The organism is Maricaulis sp. W15 (assembly GCF_001924955.1).
Classification (GTDB): domain Bacteria; phylum Pseudomonadota; class Alphaproteobacteria; order Caulobacterales; family Maricaulaceae; genus Maricaulis; species Maricaulis maris.
In genome coordinates this window covers 260,183-278,637 of record NZ_LQXG01000017.1, presented here as the reverse complement: position 1 = coordinate 278,637, position 18,455 = coordinate 260,183, and the positions used below count along the sequence as shown (strand labels likewise).

Genomic DNA, 18,455 nt, shown 5'->3' with positions numbered 1-18,455 from the left:
ACGCGAGCGGCCCGGCGAGGCAAGAGGGCTGCACCAGTTAACGCCCGGTCAGCGCCAGCCAGGTGAGGCGCAGGCGACGTGCCAGCGGGTTGATGTCAGGCGCGAGGGCGTAGGGATTGTCAGGCAGGCGACGCAGATGGGTCGGGGCCAACAGGCAATAACCCATTGCCGGAACGACATCCGCCGGAAGCGGACGCGCCGCCTCGAGCCGGGCACAGGCGGCCTTGGCGGCCTCGACAATGCCGACGCGCGCCTGGGCGATTTTCTCCGCCCCCAGCCCCTGGGCCATCATCGCCGGCGTGGCGTCGACGGCGGCCAGGGCATCGCCGCCAATGGGGGCGCGCCCGATCTGTGCCCGGATGGGGAATGCCCGCAGCAAACCCGTCAGCCCCCAGGCCCGTCCGGCGACCTGCACCGTCTCCGGTGCCAGCGCGTCGCGCGCGCCGACCACGGCGAGCGCCAGAGAGACCAGTCGGCCGGCGGTGGCATCGACATAAGCCAGCAGATCATCAATATCCGTGAAGGGACGGGCCGACAGATCGTCGAAGCGGGCCTCGATGAGGGGTGTCAGATCAGCCAGCGAGATGCGGTCGGTCAGCGCGGCCAGTCCCTCGGTCACATCGTGACGGCGAACCTTGGGTGGATCGGCATAAAGATCAGCAACGGCGTCACGCCACCAGGTCAGCTTCATCTCGCCGATCAGGCTTTCCGAACTGGAATCGGCGGCGCGGCCAAGCTCGTGATTGAGGCCGTAGAGTGCCAGCAGACCGGCCCGGTGCTCCGGCTGCGCAAACAGGGCGCACAGATAGCGATCGGGGTCGGCGGCTTGCAGCAAGCTGTCGATTTCTTTGACCATCATGCGTCTCCCCGGTGGACATGGGCGCTGTCCACACCATATGAGCGGACATGAAAACGGCCCAACCGGCCTTCATCCTTCCCGCCTTCGTCACTGTAAGAGGTTCCCATGGCTTTCACCCTGCCCGATCTGCCCTATGCCAAAGACGCGCTGGCCCCCCATATCTCCTCCCAGACGCTAGATTTCCACCACGGGAAGCACCACAACGCCTATGTCGACAAGCTCAACGGCCTGGTCGGCGGAACCGAGTTCGCCGCCCTGTCGCTGGAAGACGTGATCAAGAAGACCGCTGGCGATGCCGCCAAGGCCGGCGTGTTCAACAATGCCGCCCAGATCTGGAACCACACCTTCTACTGGCAGTCCATGCGTCCCAATGGCGGCGGCACCCCGAGCGGTGATCTCGCGGCAATGATCGACCGCGATTTCGGCTCCCTGGACGCGTTCAAATCCGCGTTCGCCGATGCCGGCGCCACCCAGTTTGGCTCCGGCTGGGCCTGGCTGGTCCTGGCCAATGGCAAGCTGGAAGTGCGCAAGACACTGAACGCCGAAACGCCGCTGACCGAGGACGGCGTCACGCCGCTGCTCACCATGGATGTCTGGGAACACGCCTACTATCTCGACTTCCAGAACCGTCGTCCCGACTACATCACCACATTCCTCGACAAGCTGGTGAACTGGGAATTTGCGGCTGAAAACCTCGCTGCCGCCCAATAAGCCCCTCGTCAGAGCGGCGCTGGCGTCCTAACCTTCCCCCCGGTCGATAAAAATATCCCGAGGGGAAGGTTAGATGGCGTTCAAACAAGCCATGGCGGCGTTCGCGCTGGCCACGACGGCACTCATGCCCGTCACCGCGCCGCTTTTGGCGCAAGACATCCACACCGTTGAAAATCCCGCGGCGCTGGGTTTTGACCCGTACGCATTGTCGCTGCTCGACGCCCGGCTGGACGAACTCGCCGCCGAAGGCGCGCGCCCCGGCTATGCGGCGATCATCGCGCGCGGGGAACAGATTGCCTTTGTGTCCGAGGCCGGCGAAGCCGACCTCGAAAACCACACGCCCTTCACAGTCGACACGCCGGTGCGCATCGCCTCGATGACCAAGCCGGTCACGGCGGTTGCGATCATGATGCTGGTCGAGCGCGGCGAGATCGCGCTGGACGATCCGGTCAGTGACTACATCCCGGCCTTTGCCGATGTTCGCGTGGCCGTCTCGCCGATGGCCAATGAAGCCGGCGAGATCGAGACGCGCGCACCGGACACGGTGATGACCATCGAGCATCTGCTCACCCACACGGCCGGCCTCGGCTATATCTTCGAGGCCGAGAGCGATCTGGGCCGTCTCCATCTGGAAAACACCATGTATGATGGCGAAGGCGATCTGGCGGTCCGCGTCGATCGTCTCGCCAGCCTGCCGCTTTATGGCGATCCGGGCGATCGCTGGATGTATTCCTACGGTCTCGATGTCGCCGGCCGGGTGATCGAGATCGTTTCGGGACAGCCGCTCAACACCTTCTTCGACACCGAGATTTTCACACCGCTCGGCATGGAGGCCACCGGTTTTTTCTATGAGGATGTCAGTTTCAGTGAAGACGAGCTGGCGCCGCTCTATGTCCACGATGAAAACAGCGAGATGGTGCCTTACGAGTTCGGCGTTCCGACCTGGCCATCCGGGGGCGGCGGCCTCGTCTCGACGGCGTCGGACTATATCCGTTTCGCCATGCTGCTGGCCAATGGCGGCCATCTCGGTGATGTCGAGCTGATGTCGGAAGAGACCTTCGCGGTATTTGCCAGCCCGCACGCAACCGGGGAACAATTGGGTGACGGCTGGGACGGCCGCGCCTTCGCGCTGGGCATGGACATTGTCCTGCCAGCAGCTGAAGGCCAGCAGCCGGCCGGCGTGCCCGGGGATCTGAGCTGGGGCGGCTTTTTTGATACCGATTTCTTCGTCAGCCCGCGCACCGGTACGGCGGCGGTGATCATGACCCAGATCCAACCCTCGCAATACCGGCCCGAGCCGCGCACGCTGCGCGAATTCCGGCCGCGGGTTTACGCCAGTTTCGCCTTCGACTGAGGTGGCTGTACGTCGGCGCATTTTATGGCGACGGAATTGGAGGCGTCCGCGCGTTGTACGAAGGCAACGGGCGGCGTCCCTCCCTGTAAAGCCACCCGGATGCTCACGTACCCCCCGAACGTGAACAGGGCCCGCCAGTGTCTCCGGCGGGCCCTGAACGTTTCAGGCCATGTCTGTCCGTCTGGCGTCAGCCGAAAATGGTCTGCGCCATCGCCATCGCGATCAGCATCGGGAAGGACAGGAGCGTGTTGGTGCGCGAGAACAGCATCGCCGTGCGCGCCGCCTTCGGCTTGGCCTCGGCCTCCGCCTCGACAATGCCCAGGGCGATCTTCTGGTTGGGCCAGATCACGAACCAGACATTGATCGCCATGATGATGGCCATCCACATGCCGATGCCGATGAAGGAATATTGCGGCGAATAGGCATCTGCCATCAGGCCGAAGGAGAGGAACTCCATCGTCAGTCCGCGCGATGCGGCCACGGCAAGGCCGGTGAGCACGGTGAAGGCCGCCCCCCAGCGAAACCAGAACAGGGCCGCCGGCGCGATCACCTTGCCAATGGCCGGCTTCTGGTCATCCGGTATCTTCGGCATGTTCGGGATCTGCACGAAGTTGAAATACCAGAGCAGACCGATCCACATGATGCCGGCGACAACATGCGTCCAGCGGGCCAGGGCCTGCCAGAACGCCGCATTAATATCGATGGCCCCGGCCATCACATAGGCGCCCAGAAACACCGCCGAGAGCACGAAGGAGACGATCACCGTCGTGCGTAGATTGCTGAGTATTGCACCCATTTTTCCCTCCCCAATTGTCAGAATCATTCTGTCAGTGGGGCGAAAATACGGGTTATTCGCGTCTCAGGATAGTGGGCTCGGCCTTATACCCGCTCAGCTCTCATTGCTCTCGCGCTGGACATTGGTGAAGAGAAGGATCGGCGCAGCCACGAAGATCGAGGAGAAAGTCCCGATCAAGACGCCCCAGATCATCGCGAAGGCAAAGCCCTTCAGGGCCGTGCCGCCGATGAGATAGAGCGAGACCAGCGCCACCAGCGTCGTGACCGAGGTCAGGATGGTGCGGGACAATGTGTCATTGATCGACAGGTTGAGCACGTCCTGCAGCGGCATGCGCTTGTATTTGCGCAGGTTCTCGCGGATCCGGTCATACACGACCACGGTGTCGTTCATCGAGTAGCCGACAATGGTCAGGATGGCGGCCACAGTCGCCAGGTCGAAGGTCATCTGGGTCAGCGAGAACATGCCGATGGTGGCGATGACATCATGGGTCAGGGCAACAATGGCGCCGACCGAATACTGCCACTCGAAGCGGAACCAGATATAGACCAGCATCAGGAAAAGCGCGACGCCGATGGCGGTGAAACCGGTGACGATCAGCTCGCCCGACACGGCGCCGCCGATCACGGTCGTGCCGCGCATTTCAATATCCGGGAAAGCAGCAACGAGCGCATCTTCCAGCGCCTGTCGGGCCGTGTTCTGGGCGGCCTCGCCCTCAAGGCCCTCACCTTCCTGCAGGGGTAGCGAGATGAGATAGGTGGTGCGGTCAGCGCCGGAGGCACCGGCGCCCTGGACACGAGCTTCGCCGAGATTGAGTTCGTTGGCCGTACTCCGCAAATCCTCGATCGAAGTTGTGTTCAGCGCGGCGACCTCGGTCTGGATGCCGCCGCGGAAATCAATGCCGAAATTGATGCCGACCGTGGCGAACTCGAACATCGAGAATGCGATGAAAAGACCGGAAATCGCCAGCGCGATGAAGCGTCCGCGGATGAAGGGGACCTTGGCCGAGGTGGGCAGGTATTTGACGAGTGCGAGGGTCATGTTCGTTTCCTCCCCTTACAGCGGCAGCTTTTTGGGCTTGAAAGCCCGCAGCCAGACAACCGCCAGCAGGCGGGAGACAACGAAAGCGGTGAAGACCGAGGTCAGGATGCCGACACCGAGCGTCACGGCAAAACCACGCACCGGACCGGCGCCGAGCATGTAGAGCACGGCAGCGGCGATGAAGGTGGTGATATTGGCATCGAGGATCGCTGCCAGCGCCCGCTCATAACCCGCCTGAATCGCCTGGACCGGGGTTCGGTTGTTTTTGACCTCTTCGCGGATGCGCTCATAGATCAGCACATTGGCGTCGACCGCCATGCCGATGGTCAGGATGATACCGGCGATGCCCGGCAGGGTCAGCGTCATGCCAAGGCCGGACAGGCCACCCAGGATGAGGAAGACATTGACCAGCAGCGCCACGGTCGAGAAGACGCCGAACACGCCGTACATGGCGACCATGAAGACGATCACCAGGCCAAAACCGATCATTACGGCCAACTGGCCGCTTTCGATCTGGTCGCGCCCGAGCGAGGCGGTCACGACGCGCTGCTCAACCGGCGTCAGTGTCGCCGGCAAGGCGCCGGCATTGAGCAGGATGACCAGCTGATTGGCGCTCTCATAGGTGTAACCGCCCCCGATGACACCGGAACCGGACAGGATCGGTTCATTGATGGTCGGTGCGGTGATGATCTCGTCATCCAGCACGATCGCGAAGCGGCGGCCACGATTGACCCGCGTGAGTTCCCCGAAGATCAAGGCGCCTTGCGTGTCGAGGCGGAAGCCGACGACCGGTCCGACATAATTCGGATGGCTGGTGACATAGGCACTGTTGAGGTTCTCGCCGGTCAGACGCTGCCGGGTCTCAACGGCCAGCCAGGCCGTGCCGCCCGTGTCCGCCATGGTGTAGATGCTCACGCCGGGCGGGGTGCGCGCCTGCCCGTTCGGACCCGGATCGACGCTCTCATCAACGAGGTGGAAGCTCATCGCCGCCTGGGTGGCGACCAGGTCGATGATCTCCTGCGGATCATCGGCGCCGGGCACCTGGACCAGCACGCGGCGATCGCCGGAACGGGCAATGGTCGGGTCGGTCGTGCCGAGCCCGTCAAGACGGCGACGGATCACCGTGATCGACTGTTCCAGCGTGCGGTTGCGGATGGCTTCATACTGCTGCGACGTGACCGAGATGCGGATCGCCGAGAGATCCGACGGATCGGCAGCAATGTCATACATGTTGGCCAGACCGACCTGGCCGACACCCGTCGTCACCGGCGTATTGAGCGCGCGGACCCGCTCAAGTGCCGTCGCCCGGTCTTCCGGGCGGACCAGCAGGACCACGACTTCATCACCGATCACCGCGACGGAACGGTCCAGCACCGGCGGCGCTTCGCGCAGCGCGGTGCGGATATCCGAAGCCAGCGCTTCCAGCTGGGCATCACGGACCTCGTCCATGTCGACCTCAAAGACGATGTGCGAACCGCCCTGGAGGTCGAGGCCGAGATTGATCGTCCCGGACGGGATATAGCGCCAGATGCCTTTGGGCGTCGCCGTGCCATCCGCCTCATTGATCGTGTACCGGTCGGTTTCCGGCACGAAATTGGGGATGGTGTACATCACGCCGAGCAGCGTGATGAGGAATATGGAAAGCAGTTTCCAACGCCCGAAATGCAACATGTCAGCGCGGCCTCTTGGTCAGGGACGATCAGGGATGACGGTCAATCGGCTCAGCCGATTTCCTTGTCGTCCTTCTTGTCGTCTTTCTTGGCATCATTGGCCGGCTTCGGGGCGGTACGGCCCTTCACGTCAGCAATCGTGGAGCGGACGATACGGACTTTCACGCCCTCGCCGAGGTCCAGCGTCACTTCTTCGTCGGACACTTTGGCGATCTTGCCGATCATGCCGCCCTGGGTGATGACTTCGTCACCGCGCTTGAGGCCCTCGATCAACGCCTTGTGCTCTTTCATCCGCTTTTGTTGCGGACGGATGAGCAGGAAATAGAAGACCAGGCCCATGAGGACGAGCATCGGGATCGGGGATTGAAGAAACTCTTGCATGAAGAAGCGCGCTCCGCGGCTGCTGGGCGCGTAACGCAACAATGTTGCGCAGACGCCCCGAAATTCGAATGCGCGGGACTATATCGGGACGAGGCCTGGTTGCAACAAGGGTCGGCTGTAGCAGCGCTGCCGGACTGTGTGCCGCAAGGCACACACGGCGGTGGCCGGATCAGCGCAGATAGGACATCGGATCGACCGGATTCACACCGGACCGGATCTCGAAATGCACCTGCGGCCGGTCGACCGTGCCGGTCGCACCCGCCTGGGCAATGATCTGGCCACGGCTGATCTGATCACCCTCGCGCACGAGCAGGCGGGAATTGTGGGCATAAGCGGTCACGAAACCGCCGCTGTGACGGACCAGCACGAGCTGGCCATAACCGGCCAATTCGCTGCCGGCATAGACAACCTGGCCCGGCGCCGCAGCCCGGACCTCAGCCCCGGTCGCCGCCTCGATATTGATACCGTCATTGCGCTCGCCATTGGGGCGACGCCCGAAGCTGGACAGGACCTGGCCACGGATCGGCCAATCAAAGCTGGGCGCCCCCGCCTCCGCTGGTGGCGGCGTATGACGGTCATTGGTCGGACGAGAGGTCGGTGCCCGCGAAGAACCGCCCGATGTGGTCGACGCGACCTGGGCGCCATGCGGCAGGCGGATCTGCTGGCCAATCTCGATCTCATAGGGCGCACGAAGGCCGTTATGGCTGGCCAATTGCTGGAAGGGCACGCCATAGCGCAAGCCGATCCGGTACAGGTTTTCGCCGCGCTGGACGACATGCACCGGGGGCCGCGGCATTGCGACCGTCTGGCCGACGCGCAGCGTATAGGGCGCGCTGAGCCCGTTGGTGCTGGCGAGATCTGACATGCTGACGCCGCAGCGCTCGGCAATCTCGGACAGGGTGTCATTGGTGCGCACGGTATAGCCGGAGCCACAATTCATCGTGCCGCGTTGCGGGGAACGCGAGGAAGACGATGCCGATGACGATGGTGTGTTCGACCCATTTCCGAAGCTGCGATAGTCGACCCGGGCCGGCTCACGCGGACCGGAAGCACAAGCCGCAAGGCTCGCACTCACCACCGCAATGAGGCAGATCAGGGACGTGACACGCATTTCAGGCTCGACCTCCGACAGGATATTCGCCGTCATCAAGCCAGAGAAGGCTTAACCGCCGGTTATCCACACGCCGCCCTGCCCGCGCCTGATACAGATTTAATAAAACGGTGGCTCGACGCTTCGGATCAATCAGGCTGTTCAGCGATCCGGGCGAGGCACCAGGCGCGGGCCTGCTCAACATCCGTACACTCAGTGAAACAGGTTCCCCACTCGTCCAGCAGCAGCCTGATCATCGCCTGGCGTTTGGCGTTGTCATGACCGCTCGGCGGCACATAGGCAAAGGGGCGATGGCCGAGTCCGGACAGGAAATCTTCCCAGACTTCTTCGGAAAAACTGGTGCTGGCCGGCAGCTCCGCAGCGGATGCGTCGATGATCACGGCGCGCAATTGACCAGAGCGGATTTGCGCCCCAACCCGTTCGATAAGGGCGGCGTGGTCCGTTCGCGTTGGCAGACCGGTCAGCGTCACCCGCACCAACCCGTCTGCGTCGATGTCTTCATACGTTATGCCCATGCCGACACTCTAGCACATTTTCCGGGAAAAGGTCTTACAAAGCGCGGGCTTCGCCCTTTACCAGCGGCACAAAGCGGACATCCATCAGATCGGTTTCCGTGATCGTGTCGCCATCGCGGACATAACGGACCAGGACCTGCCGGTTTTCCCGGTCAACAGGCGCCACCGCGATGCCGCCATCCTTGAGCTGTCCGAGAATGGCATCTGGCCGGATCGGGGCGGAGGCCGTGAGAATGATGCGGTCGAACGGCGCCTGTTCCGGCCAACCCAGCGTGCCATCGCCGATCCGGGTGACGATATTGGTCAGACGCATGGCCTCGAACCGGGCTTCGGCCTCGCGCGACAGGGTGCGATAGCGCTCGACCGAATAGACCCGCCGCGCCAGGCGCGCCAGCACGGCCGCCTGGTAACCCGACCCGGTGCCGATCTCGAGCACCTTGCAACGGTCATCCAGTTTCAGCGCCTGGGTCATCAGGGCGACGATCAGTGGCTGCGAGATCGTCTGGCCGCAATCGATCGGCAGGGCGCGGTCGTCATAGGCCTGGTCACCAAAGCGCTGCGGCACGAAGAGATGGCGCGGCGTGCGTTCAAGCGCGCCCATCACCGTGGCGTCGGTGACACCACCGCCACGCAGACTCATCACGAGCTGGATCATGCGGGGATCAGGCAATTGCATGCGCGGTCGGCCTTTTTCGCGTCAGGTCAGGACTTGGGCGGCACGCCGCCAAGCATGCTTTTCAGATTGCCCAGGGTCTCGCCATGGGTAAGGTCCATGTGCAGCGGCGTGACGGATATCTTTCCGTCATAGATGGCCCGCAGATCAACCCCGTCCGGCGGATTGGACAACAGGCCCTTGAAGGCCAGCCAGTAATAATCCATGCCGCGCGGATCTAACCGGTGCTCGGCATGCAGGATATGCTGGTCGCGGCGCCCCTGGCGGGTGACCTCAACTTCCTCGACATCGTCCGGCTTGCGATCGGGGAAATTGATGTTGATCAAGACGTCGTCCGGCCATTTCAAATCGAACAGGCGACGCAGGATCGGGGCGCCATACAGCTCCGCCGTCTCCCACTGGATGGGATCATCCTTGCCAAAACCATAGGCCTGCGACAGGGCCACCGAGGGAATACCCAGCTGCATGCCCTGCATGGCGCCGGCCACGGTGCCGGAAAAGGTCACGTCTTCGGCGATGTTCTGGCCGCGATTGACACCGGACAGGACGAGATCGGGCTGCTTACCCGGGATCAGGTCCTGCACGCCCATCAGCACGCAATCGGTCGGCGTGCCGGACACCGACATGCGGCGCTCGTCATACTTACGCACCCGCAGCGGCGCATGCAGGGAGAGCGAGCGCCCCGCCCCGGACTGCTCCTCGGCCGGCGCCACGATCCACACATCATCCGACAGCTGACGGGCAATCTTTTCGAGCACTTTGAGCCCGTGGGCCCGGATGCCGTCATCATTGGTGAGGAGGATGCGGGGATTGTCTGGGATCATGATCGACCGGTCGCTTCGTTCTGGCTGTTCTGGTGGGCCCGCTTCTAAAGCATTTCGAGGCGCCTGCCAGTCCCCAAAGCGCGCAGATACCAGCGTCCGGACGTGCATCAGGCGGCCCTTTGGAGAGGACCGCCTGCGCACTCGTCGTACAAATTCGATGCGATGAAGCTACCAGCCCTCGACCGAGTCGATCACCGGCACGGTCATTGTGCCATCGAATTGAGGCGGGACGACAGCGTCCAGACCGGGCAAGTCGAACGCGTCCACCTGAACGAGCGTGGGGCTCACGCTTTCGAGTTCCATCGGCACATCCCCGGCTTCCGTCAGCGTCGGCAGTTTCACCACTCCGCGGAAGTCCGAGATGTCGAACACGCCATCGAAGCCGAAATCAGCGACATCGCCAGCCGTCATCACGGCCAGACCGTCATCATGCGACAGCGACACGAGGCCGTCGTCCGCACCGGTCTCTGCCAGCGCCTCGGCCACCGGCGCCTTGTCGAAATCGATCGGCTCCGACTTGGAGAAAGCTTGGACCTTCATCGATGCGGTGTCATCGGCACCAATGATGAAGAGACTGAACTGGAGCAGGCTGCTGGATGCACCGTCACTCAGCTCAACACCGATATTGATCATGACGCTATCGCCACCATTCAGATAATCGAAGACACTTCCATCGGCCTCGAAATTCCAGCTCAACACCCCGTCCGACGCGTCGAAGGTGAACAGGCTGCCGATATCAACACCCGCAAGCCCGGAATCCTGGCCGCGAACCTGCACCGAGCTGACCGTCACCGTATGGGTGTCGTTCGCGTCAGCGTCCGAATAGCTGATCGTCCCGCTATCGCTGAGCACCGCCGCATCATTCTCGCCAAAGGTGAGCGACGCCCCGCCATAGGCCGAGACCGCATCATTGGCGCCGTCGACAGTAATGGTCACAGTGCGTGGTGTGACACCGCCCTGCCCGTCCTCGACATCATAGGTCAGGGTGATGGTTTCCGTATCGCCTGCCGACAGGTCCTGGAAATTGCCCGGATAGATCGTGAACTGACCGCCCGAAGTGTCGAGATTGTAGACGAAGGACCGATCCGGATTGGACGTCTCCATGACAACATTGCTGACGGACAGGCTGTCGCCATCGGCGTCGCTGGCGCCTTCCAGAAGGTCGACATAGACGAAGAAGCTGTCCTCGTTCATCGCGACGTCGAGGTCCGGCGCGTCCGGGGCGGCGTTCTGCGGCGTGATCGTGATGGTGACCGGTGCCGTTACGCTGTCATGACCGTCGCTGATCTCGACCTGGTAGGTCAGGGTCAGGCTGCCGGACAATTGGCTGAACAGGGACGACTCAGCATCGAAGGACCAGGCGACCGAAGCGCCGGGCGCGCTTGCATCGAAACTCAACAGTCCCAGGACATCGGCTTCGGTCAGCTCACCGACATCACCCGACAGGACCACGCCCAGCGTCGCACCTGTATGGGTGTCGCTGGCATCGGGATCGGAGATGACGATCACACCGCTGGCGGCCAGCTGGCCGTCGCCAGAAGCTTCTGCGGTCGCGTCCAGTTCCGAATTCCACGGCTCGAAATACGGCACGTCATTCGAACCGATCACCGTGAAGTGCATTTCAGCCGGCACGATACCGCCATCGCCATCATCGATCGTGTAGCTGATGGTCAGGATCTCGCTCTCGCCCTCGGCAAGGTCTTCATACTGGCCGTAGGGGAAGAGGACCGTCCCCTCCGCCAGATTGACATCAAGCGCGACGACCCGATCCGGATTGTCGGTATAGGCAACCACATCCCGGATCGTGATGTTGTCGCTGTCGACGTCCTGGACACTGCCCAGAAGGTTGACCCAAAGCGAGGTGGTTTCGTCGATCTCATGGCCGAAATCGACAAAGGTGGGCAGATCGTTCGTCCCCTCAATGGTCACCGAAACCGTGGTCGAGGCCGTACTGTAGCCGTCATTGATCTCGACATCATAGGTCAGCGTGACGCTCTCGCCTTCCTGGAGATAGTCAAACACGCCGCTATCGGCCGAGAAGGTCCAGTTCAGCGACGAACCCGGCTCGCCGTCCGACAGGTTGAGCCGCCACATCATGGAAGCCGGGTGGAGCTCGCCGACCGTGCCCGAGAGGCTGACATTGGTGACGCTGCCATAATGATAGTCGCTGGCGTCTGGATCATCGAAGACGACGGTACCGGACGCGGTCAGCGTGGCCGCGTCATTCTCGTCGATTGTCGCGTCGAGCTGCGAGTTCCACGGCTCGATATAAGGCACGTCATTCTGGCCGACGACCGTGAAATGGAGCTCGCGCGCCACGATGCCGCCATCGCCATCATCGAGATTGAAGCTGATGGTCAGGATTTCCGTCTCGCCCTCGGCTAGGTCCTCATACTGGCCATAGGGGAAGGTAACCGTCCCCTCTTCCAGATTGACATTGGCCGTCACGACGCGGTCGGGATTATTGGTGAAGGCGACGACGTCGGTGACGGTCACCGTGTCGCTATCGACATCCTCGACACTGGCCAGGAGATTGACCCAGAGCGGCTCGCTCTCGCCCAGCGACAGGGTGAAGTCGACAAAAGTTGGGAGATCGTTCGAGCCCTCGATGGTGATCGAGACCGTCGTCTGGCCACCCTCGCGGCCGTCAGAGACTTCGACATCATAGGTGAGGGTGACACTCTCACCCTCTTGCAGATAGTCAAACAAGCCGCTGTCGGCATTGAAGGTCCAGCCCAGAGAACCGCCCGAGGCGTAGTCGTCCAAGCTTAGCAGACCATAGAGATTGCCCGGATTGAGATCGCCCGTGGTGCCCGACAGGGCGACATTGTTGATGTAGCCGTAATGCTGGTCGCTGGTGTCGACATCCTCGAACACGATCGAGCCACCCGTGGTCAGGACCGGCGCATCATTCTCGTCGACCGTGCCCTCGAGCGACGAGTTCCACGGCTCGATATAGGGTGCATCATTCTGGCCGATCACGGTGAAGTTCAGCTCGCAGGCGACAATGCCGCCATCGCCGTCATCGACATTGAAGCGGATGGTCAGGATCTCGCTCTCGCCCTCGGCCAGGTCTTCATACTGGCCATAGGGGAAGGTCACCGTGCCATCTTCATAATTGACGTTCGCCGTCACAACCCGGTCCGGATTGTTCGTGGTGGCGACGACATCGGTGACCGTCAGCGCGTCGCTGTCGACATCCTGGACACTGGCGAGAAGATTGACCCACAAAGGTTCGCTCTCACCGAAGGAGAACGGATAGCTGCTGAAGGTCGGGAGGTCATTCGAGCCCTCGATGGTGATCGAAACCGTCGTCTGGCCACCTGCCCGACCGTCGGTTACCTCGACATCATAGGTGAGAGTGACACTCTCACCCTCTTGCAGATAGTCAAACAAGCCGCTGTCGGCATTGAAGGTCCAGCCCAGAGAACCGCCCGAGGCGTAATCGTCCAAGCTTAGCAGACCATAGAGATTGCCCGGATTGAGATCGCCCGTGGTGCCCGACAGGGCGACAGTGTTGATGTAGCCGTAATGCTGGTCGCTGGTGTCGACATCCTCGAACACGATCGAGCCACCCGTGGTCAGGACCGGCGCATCATTCTCGTCGACTGTGCCCTCGAGCGACGAGTTCCACGGCTCGATATAGGGTGCATCATTCTGGCCAATCACGGTGAAGTTCAGCTCACAGGCGACAATGCCGCCATCGCCGTCATCGACATTGAAGCGGATGGTCAGAATCTCGCTCTCGCCCTCGGCCAGGTCTTCATACTGGCCATAGGGGAAGGTCACCGTGCCATCTTCATAATTGACGTTCGCCGTCACAACCCGGTCCGGATTATTCGTGGTGGCGACAACATCGGTGACCGTCAGCGCGTCGCTGTCGACATCCTGGACACTGGCGAGAAGATTGACCCACAAAGGCTCGCTCTCACCGAAGGAGAACGGATAGCTGCTGAAGGTCGGGAGATCGTTCGAGCCCTCGACCACGAAGGTCGCGGTATTGGTGGTCAGGCCGCCGTGATTGTCGCCGACCACATAGCTGATGGTGACCGTCTCCGTTTCGCCGGCCTGAAGGTCGGTGAACTGGTTCAAGTCCAGCTGCACTGCGTCGTAATTGTTCGGATCGAGACCCCAGGTGATCGCCCGGTCCGGGTTGGACGAGGCGACCGACTGGATCTCCTCGATGCCGATCACGTCACCGGTGGCTGTGGCCAACAGATCAACGGAGATGAAGCCGTCATCCTCACTCTGCGCACCGAGATCGATCGCCGTGATCAAGGGTTCATCATCGATACCGGTAATCGTGACCGCAATCGTGCCGGTCGTCGTGTCTGTGCCGTCCGTGGCGGTGTAGGTCAGCGTGACGTCAACGCTCTCCCCTTCCGCCAGATAGTCATAGTCAGCGCCGGGCGTGAGCGAAACCTCACCGGTGGCCGCATCAAAACTGACCGTGCCAGCAAAGTCTCCCGCATCGACCGACTGGAGCGAGATCACATCACCATCAAAATCAAATGCCCCGTCGAGAACGTTGACGATGACCGCATTATCATTCTCGCCGATCGTCGCCGCCTGGTCTTCAACCATCGGACCGTTGTTGCGTCCATCCAGGTAGACGGTCGCATCGTCGAACTGGATGGCCTCGACACCCTCCAGCGTGTCGCGACCATCCGAGCCACGAATTTCCGCCTGATTGCTGTCACCGGTGACCTGCGCATCACGAACACTGCCGCCATAGACAAGCGTGTCATGACCCTGACCACCAATGATGGTGTCCCGACCCGCACCGCCAGACAGGATGTCATCGCCGTCGCCGCCGAGCAGTGTGTCGCGCCCCGCTCCGCCAAAAAGAATGTCGTCGCCGTCATCACCAGACAGGAAATCACTTCCGGCGCCGCCATCAATGACGTCATTGCCGTCGCCGCCCAGCAGGGTGTCGCCGCCGCGCCCGCCGCTGATCTGGTCATCGCCGCTGCCGCCAAGGACAAGGTCGCTGCCGTCGCCGCCGGATATGACGTCATTCCCGCTGCCGCCGGACAGAAGGTCGTTGCCGCCATCACCGCTGATGTCATCATCGCCGGAGCCGCCAAGGACGATGTCATTGCCGCCACCGCCCGAGATGACATCATTGCCACCCAGTCCGAGGATCAAGTCATTGCCGCCACGCCCGTCAATGACGTCATCGCGCCCGGTGCCGAACAACAAATCACTACGCCTGGAGCCCTCGATATCGATGCCCGGATTGGCCGGCGCAGCGGCGTTGGCTACAGACTGTCGTGATTGATTGTTGGATTTTTTGGTCGCCATGATCATCCGCCGCCTGGGCGACGCCCCCGATTGTCAGCAATGCGCTAACGCAAAATTATCGGCAAACGGTCGGGGAAAGGGGCGGCGACAACAATCGCCCAAATGGGTGGCTCCGGTTTTTCACGCTCTTCTAAAGAACCGAGATCGGCAGAAACGTCTGATTACAATTAACTTATCACAGGAACCGCGGAACAAGCGACGAGGCAGATGCCGGCAAGGTCGCTCCGGCCACGCCCCTATCGGGCGAGCAGAATAAAGCGCCGAATCGTCAGGCGGGAAATTGAGTAGCGCACCGGCATCCGATACCGGGCTCAGCCTTCCAGGCGCTCAAGCCCGCCCATATAGGGCCGCAGCGCTGCGGGAATGGAGATCGAGCCGTCGGCATTCTGGTGGTTTTCCAGCACCGCCACGAGGGCGCGGCCGACAGCGACGCCGGATCCGTTCAGCGTGTGCAGGAAGGCGGGACGCTTCTCGCCCTCCTTGCGGAAACGAGCATCCATCCGGCGGGCCTGGAAATCGCCACAGGTCGAGCAGGACGAGATTTCGCGATAGCAATCCTGGCTCGGCATCCAGACTTCAAGGTCATAGGTACGGCGGGCGGCAAAGCCCATATCGCCAGTGCACAGCTTCATGACGCGGTAGGGCAATTCCAGCAACTGCAGGACCTTTTCGGCGCAACCGGTCATGCGTTCCAGCTCGGCATCGCTCTCGTCCGGCGTGACGATGGAGACCATTTCCACCTTCTGGAATTGATGCAGGCGGATCATGCCGCGCGTATCGCGACCGGCCGAACCGGCTTCCGATCGGAAACACGGCGTGTAGGCGGTCATGCGCACGGGCAGATCAGCCTCGGCGTGGATGGTATCACGGGCCAAATTGGTCAGCGGGACTTCAGCCGTCGGGATCAGCCAGCGATCATCCGTCGTACGGAAGAGGTCCTCGGAAAATTTGGGCAATTGCCCGGTACCGAACATGGCTTCGTCGCGCACCATGTAAGGCGGGCTGACCTCTTCATACCCGTGCTCGGTCGTATGCAGGTCGAGCATGAATTGCGCCAGGGCACGCTCCATGCGGGCCAGACCACCGCGAAGGGCAACAAAGCGCGAGCCGGAAATTTCCGCGGCCTTCTTGAAGTCCATCTGACCGAGGCCCTCGCCGAGATCGACATGGTCACGCGGGGCAAAATTCATTGCCCGGGGATCACCCACACGACGCACCTCCTCATTGTCGTTCTCGTCGGCACCTTGCGGCACATCGTCATGCGGCAGGTTCGGCAGCGCGGCGAGATGCTGGTTCATCACCTCGTCGAAATGACGCGCCTGCTGGCCGGACTCTTCGAGGACGGTCTTGAGGCGGTCGACTTCCGCGCGCAGCCGGTTGAATTCGGCTTCGTCACCGGTCGCCTTGGCCTTGCCGATCTGCTTGGACAGGGCATTGCGCTCGGTCTCGGCCTCCTGCTGCGCGCCCAGCGCCTCACGGCGGGAGACATCAAGCTCGATCAGGGTCGCGGATTGCGGCGCCAGGCCACGCTTGGCCAGGCCAGCGTCGAAAGCGTCGGGATTGTCGCGGATGAGCTTGATGTCATGCATGGGTCTGATCCGGTTGCAATGAAATAACGAGGCCGGGCTATAGCCCTGCCCGCGCGCGCCGTAAACCGGATCAGTCCTCTTGGCGCTCGTCTTCTGTGGTCTCGGAGGGCTGCATGAAATGCATGCCGCCGATCGAGATGAAGTAGAGCAGCATCAGCGCCCCGCCGAGCATGATCTGCGAGATCGGGTCGGGCGGTGTCGCAAAGGCGGCAAACAGGGCAATCCCGACGACCGCAAAACGCCAGCCTTTCAGCAGGGTTTTCGCCCTGAGGATTCCGGCCTTGGCCAGCAACATCAGGAAGACCGGCATCTGGAAGGAAATGCCAAAGACCAGCATCAGCGTGGTGATGAGGTTCATATAGTCGGAGACGTTGAGCAGAAGCTCGATCCGTGTCCCGACCAGTTCCGCCGATTGTTCCTGACCGAGCGAAAAGCGCATCACCATCGGCAGGACGAAGAAATAGACGAAACTCACGCCGAGGCCGAACAGGACCGGCGACATGGCCAGGAAGGGCGCGAAGGCGCCGCGCTCATTCTTGTACAGGCCCGGCGCGACAAAACCGTAGATCTGCCAGGCGATGACCGGGAAGATGATGATGATCGAACCGACCAGGGACAGTTTCAACCGCACGAAGAAGAATTCCAGCGGCGCAAAGAAATTCGCCGTCAGGTCGAGCTCCTCAACCGGAACCCCGCGCACGATCGAGGCCGCATCGCGATAGGGCAGCAAGAGCCATTGGTAGAGGGTCTCGGAAACGATGAAACAGCCGATGAAGCCGACCAGCAGGAAGCCCATGATGATCACGAGCCGCGAGCGCAGCTCGATCAAATGATCGATCAGCGGTGCGCGGCTTGATTCGACTTCATCATGCTCGATTTCGGCCATCCGGCTCAGCGTCCCTTGATCTGGTCGGCGTGTTTTTGCGGCGCCGGCGCGTCCTCGCCGGTCGCGGCCTCTTCGCCAGCCTCGGTCGACGTGTCCGCGTCTGCCTGCTCGAGTGCGGCGAGTTTGTCGGCCTTGGCGGCCTCCAGAACGGCCTGGTCTTTTTCGACCTGTTTCATCTTGAGCTGGCGGATATCATCATCCTGCGCAGCGCGGGCGGCCTTGTTCAGCTCGCCACCAATCTCGTTGACCGGATTGGACTGTTTGAGGGCCTCGATCTCGCGGCGCAGCTCGGACAGCTCGGTCTCACGACCGATTTCCTCGAAACTGTTCTGGAAATCCTTCGCCATGGCGCGGGCCTGGGCCATCATCTGGCCGACCTTGCGCATCATGACCGGCAATTGCTGCGGCCCGACCACGACCAGAGCGAGGACCAGGACCACCAGCAATTCCGGCATGCCGATGCCGGGGCTCATCGCCTAGCTCCCGGTCTTTTCGTCTTCACGGGTCTCGGTATTGAGCGCGCCGGCCGGCGTGTCCGATGCCGACTCTTCGCCCTCACCTTCATCATCCTTCAGCCCCTTGCGGAAGCTGGTGATGCCCTTGGCGAAGTCACCCATGACCGAGGCAATCTTGCCGCGACCGCCAAACAGCAGCACCGCAAGCAGGACCACCAGTAGAATTTGCCACATGCCGGGAGCCATTTGCCCCTCCGTCTGAAACGCGCCAATTGGGTCTACTGCGTTT

Annotated in this window: 16 protein-coding genes; 2 read left to right on the top strand and 14 right to left on the bottom strand. The window is 62.0% G+C overall.

The window, feature by feature from the left end; genetic code table 11:
• Nucleotides 1-37: 37 nt before the first annotated feature.
• Nucleotides 38-859, bottom strand: coding sequence for a squalene/phytoene synthase family protein (locus AWH62_RS11025; RefSeq protein WP_083635147.1), 822 nt, complete (start codon nt 857-859; stop codon nt 38-40).
• 105 nt (nt 860-964) lie between these two features.
• Between AWH62_RS11025 and AWH62_RS11020 the strand changes: the two genes are divergently transcribed.
• Nucleotides 965-1,570 carry a superoxide dismutase gene (locus tag AWH62_RS11020; protein WP_075190530.1) on the top strand — a complete coding sequence of 202 codons (606 nt, stop codon included), beginning with the start codon at nt 965-967 and terminating at the stop codon, nt 1,568-1,570.
• Between the two features lie 73 nt (nt 1,571-1,643).
• A complete protein-coding gene (locus AWH62_RS11015; RefSeq protein WP_075190529.1) occupies nt 1,644-2,924 on the top strand; it encodes a serine hydrolase in 1,281 nt (426 codons plus the stop codon).
• Nucleotides 2,925-3,111: 187 nt separating this feature from the next.
• Here the strand turns inward: AWH62_RS11015 and AWH62_RS11010 are convergent, their stop codons facing one another.
• The 13 genes from AWH62_RS11010 to AWH62_RS10950 all read right to left on the bottom strand — a co-directional run bounded on the left by AWH62_RS11010 (nt 3,112) and on the right by AWH62_RS10950 (nt 18,412).
• A complete protein-coding gene (locus AWH62_RS11010) occupies nt 3,112-3,720 on the bottom strand; it encodes a urate hydroxylase PuuD (RefSeq protein ID WP_075190528.1) in 609 nt (202 codons plus the stop codon).
• Between the two features lie 93 nt (nt 3,721-3,813).
• A complete protein-coding gene (gene secF / locus AWH62_RS11005) occupies nt 3,814-4,758 on the bottom strand; it encodes a protein translocase subunit SecF (RefSeq protein ID WP_075190527.1) in 945 nt (314 codons plus the stop codon).
• Nucleotides 4,759-4,773: 15 nt separating this feature from the next.
• On the bottom strand, nt 4,774-6,429 hold the full coding sequence (gene secD, locus AWH62_RS11000) for a protein translocase subunit SecD (RefSeq protein ID WP_075190526.1): 1,656 nt from the start codon (nt 6,427-6,429) through the stop codon (nt 4,774-4,776).
• Nucleotides 6,430-6,479: 50 nt separating this feature from the next.
• Nucleotides 6,480-6,809: a preprotein translocase subunit YajC gene (gene yajC / locus AWH62_RS10995; protein WP_075190601.1), complete on the bottom strand. Its 330-nt coding sequence runs from the start codon at nt 6,807-6,809 to the stop codon at nt 6,480-6,482.
• 169 nt (nt 6,810-6,978) lie between these two features.
• Nucleotides 6,979-7,920, bottom strand: coding sequence for a M23 family metallopeptidase (locus AWH62_RS10990; protein WP_075190600.1), 942 nt, complete (start codon nt 7,918-7,920; stop codon nt 6,979-6,981).
• Nucleotides 7,921-8,048: 128 nt separating this feature from the next.
• On the bottom strand, nt 8,049-8,435 hold the full coding sequence (locus tag AWH62_RS10985; protein WP_075190525.1) for a hypothetical protein: 387 nt from the start codon (nt 8,433-8,435) through the stop codon (nt 8,049-8,051).
• Between the two features lie 34 nt (nt 8,436-8,469).
• Complete coding sequence (locus AWH62_RS10980) at nt 8,470-9,111, bottom strand: protein-L-isoaspartate(D-aspartate) O-methyltransferase (RefSeq protein ID WP_075190524.1); 642 nt, start codon at nt 9,109-9,111, stop codon at nt 8,470-8,472.
• Between the two features lie 26 nt (nt 9,112-9,137).
• Entirely contained in the window at nt 9,138-9,932 is a 795-nt protein-coding gene (surE, locus tag AWH62_RS10975) for a 5'/3'-nucleotidase SurE (protein WP_075190523.1), read from the bottom strand.
• A gap of 168 nt (nt 9,933-10,100) precedes the next feature.
• Complete coding sequence (locus AWH62_RS10970; protein ID WP_158025617.1) at nt 10,101-15,236, bottom strand: tandem-95 repeat protein; 5,136 nt, start codon at nt 15,234-15,236, stop codon at nt 10,101-10,103.
• Nucleotides 15,237-15,547: 311 nt separating this feature from the next.
• Complete coding sequence (gene serS, locus AWH62_RS10965; protein ID WP_075190521.1) at nt 15,548-16,825, bottom strand: serine--tRNA ligase; 1,278 nt, start codon at nt 16,823-16,825, stop codon at nt 15,548-15,550.
• 70 nt (nt 16,826-16,895) lie between these two features.
• Nucleotides 16,896-17,711 (bottom strand): twin-arginine translocase subunit TatC, encoded by an 816-nt coding sequence (tatC, locus tag AWH62_RS10960; protein ID WP_075190520.1) that lies wholly within the window; start codon nt 17,709-17,711, stop codon nt 16,896-16,898.
• Nucleotides 17,712-17,716: 5 nt separating this feature from the next.
• Entirely contained in the window at nt 17,717-18,184 is a 468-nt protein-coding gene (gene tatB, locus AWH62_RS10955) for a Sec-independent protein translocase protein TatB (RefSeq protein WP_083635145.1), read from the bottom strand.
• A gap of 3 nt (nt 18,185-18,187) precedes the next feature.
• On the bottom strand, nt 18,188-18,412 hold the full coding sequence (locus tag AWH62_RS10950) for a twin-arginine translocase TatA/TatE family subunit (protein ID WP_075190518.1): 225 nt from the start codon (nt 18,410-18,412) through the stop codon (nt 18,188-18,190).
• Between the last annotated feature and the right edge of the window lie 43 nt (nt 18,413-18,455).

Coding starts and splice junctions, on each gene's coding strand:
- AWH62_RS11025 (WP_083635147.1), bottom strand. CDS start 859: ATGATGGTCAAAGAAATCGACAGCTTGCTGCAAGCCGCCGACCCCGAT.
- AWH62_RS11020 (WP_075190530.1), top strand. CDS start 965: ATGGCTTTCACCCTGCCCGATCTGCCCTATGCCAAAGACGCGCTGGCC.
- AWH62_RS11015 (WP_075190529.1), top strand. CDS start 1,644: ATGGCGTTCAAACAAGCCATGGCGGCGTTCGCGCTGGCCACGACGGCA.
- AWH62_RS11010 (WP_075190528.1), bottom strand. CDS start 3,720: ATGGGTGCAATACTCAGCAATCTACGCACGACGGTGATCGTCTCCTTC.
- secF (WP_075190527.1), bottom strand. CDS start 4,758: ATGACCCTCGCACTCGTCAAATACCTGCCCACCTCGGCCAAGGTCCCC.
- secD (WP_075190526.1), bottom strand. CDS start 6,429: ATGTTGCATTTCGGGCGTTGGAAACTGCTTTCCATATTCCTCATCACG.
- yajC (WP_075190601.1), bottom strand. CDS start 6,809: ATGCAAGAGTTTCTTCAATCCCCGATCCCGATGCTCGTCCTCATGGGC.
- AWH62_RS10990 (WP_075190600.1), bottom strand. CDS start 7,920: ATGCGTGTCACGTCCCTGATCTGCCTCATTGCGGTGGTGAGTGCGAGC.
- AWH62_RS10985 (WP_075190525.1), bottom strand. CDS start 8,435: ATGGGCATAACGTATGAAGACATCGACGCAGACGGGTTGGTGCGGGTG.
- AWH62_RS10980 (WP_075190524.1), bottom strand. CDS start 9,111: ATGCAATTGCCTGATCCCCGCATGATCCAGCTCGTGATGAGTCTGCGT.
- surE (WP_075190523.1), bottom strand. CDS start 9,932: ATGATCCCAGACAATCCCCGCATCCTCCTCACCAATGATGACGGCATC.
- AWH62_RS10970 (WP_158025617.1), bottom strand. CDS start 15,236: ATGGCGACCAAAAAATCCAACAATCAATCACGACAGTCTGTAGCCAAC.
- serS (WP_075190521.1), bottom strand. CDS start 16,825: ATGCATGACATCAAGCTCATCCGCGACAATCCCGACGCTTTCGACGCT.
- tatC (WP_075190520.1), bottom strand. CDS start 17,711: ATGGCCGAAATCGAGCATGATGAAGTCGAATCAAGCCGCGCACCGCTG.
- tatB (WP_083635145.1), bottom strand. CDS start 18,184: ATGAGCCCCGGCATCGGCATGCCGGAATTGCTGGTGGTCCTGGTCCTC.
- AWH62_RS10950 (WP_075190518.1), bottom strand. CDS start 18,412: ATGGCTCCCGGCATGTGGCAAATTCTACTGGTGGTCCTGCTTGCGGTG.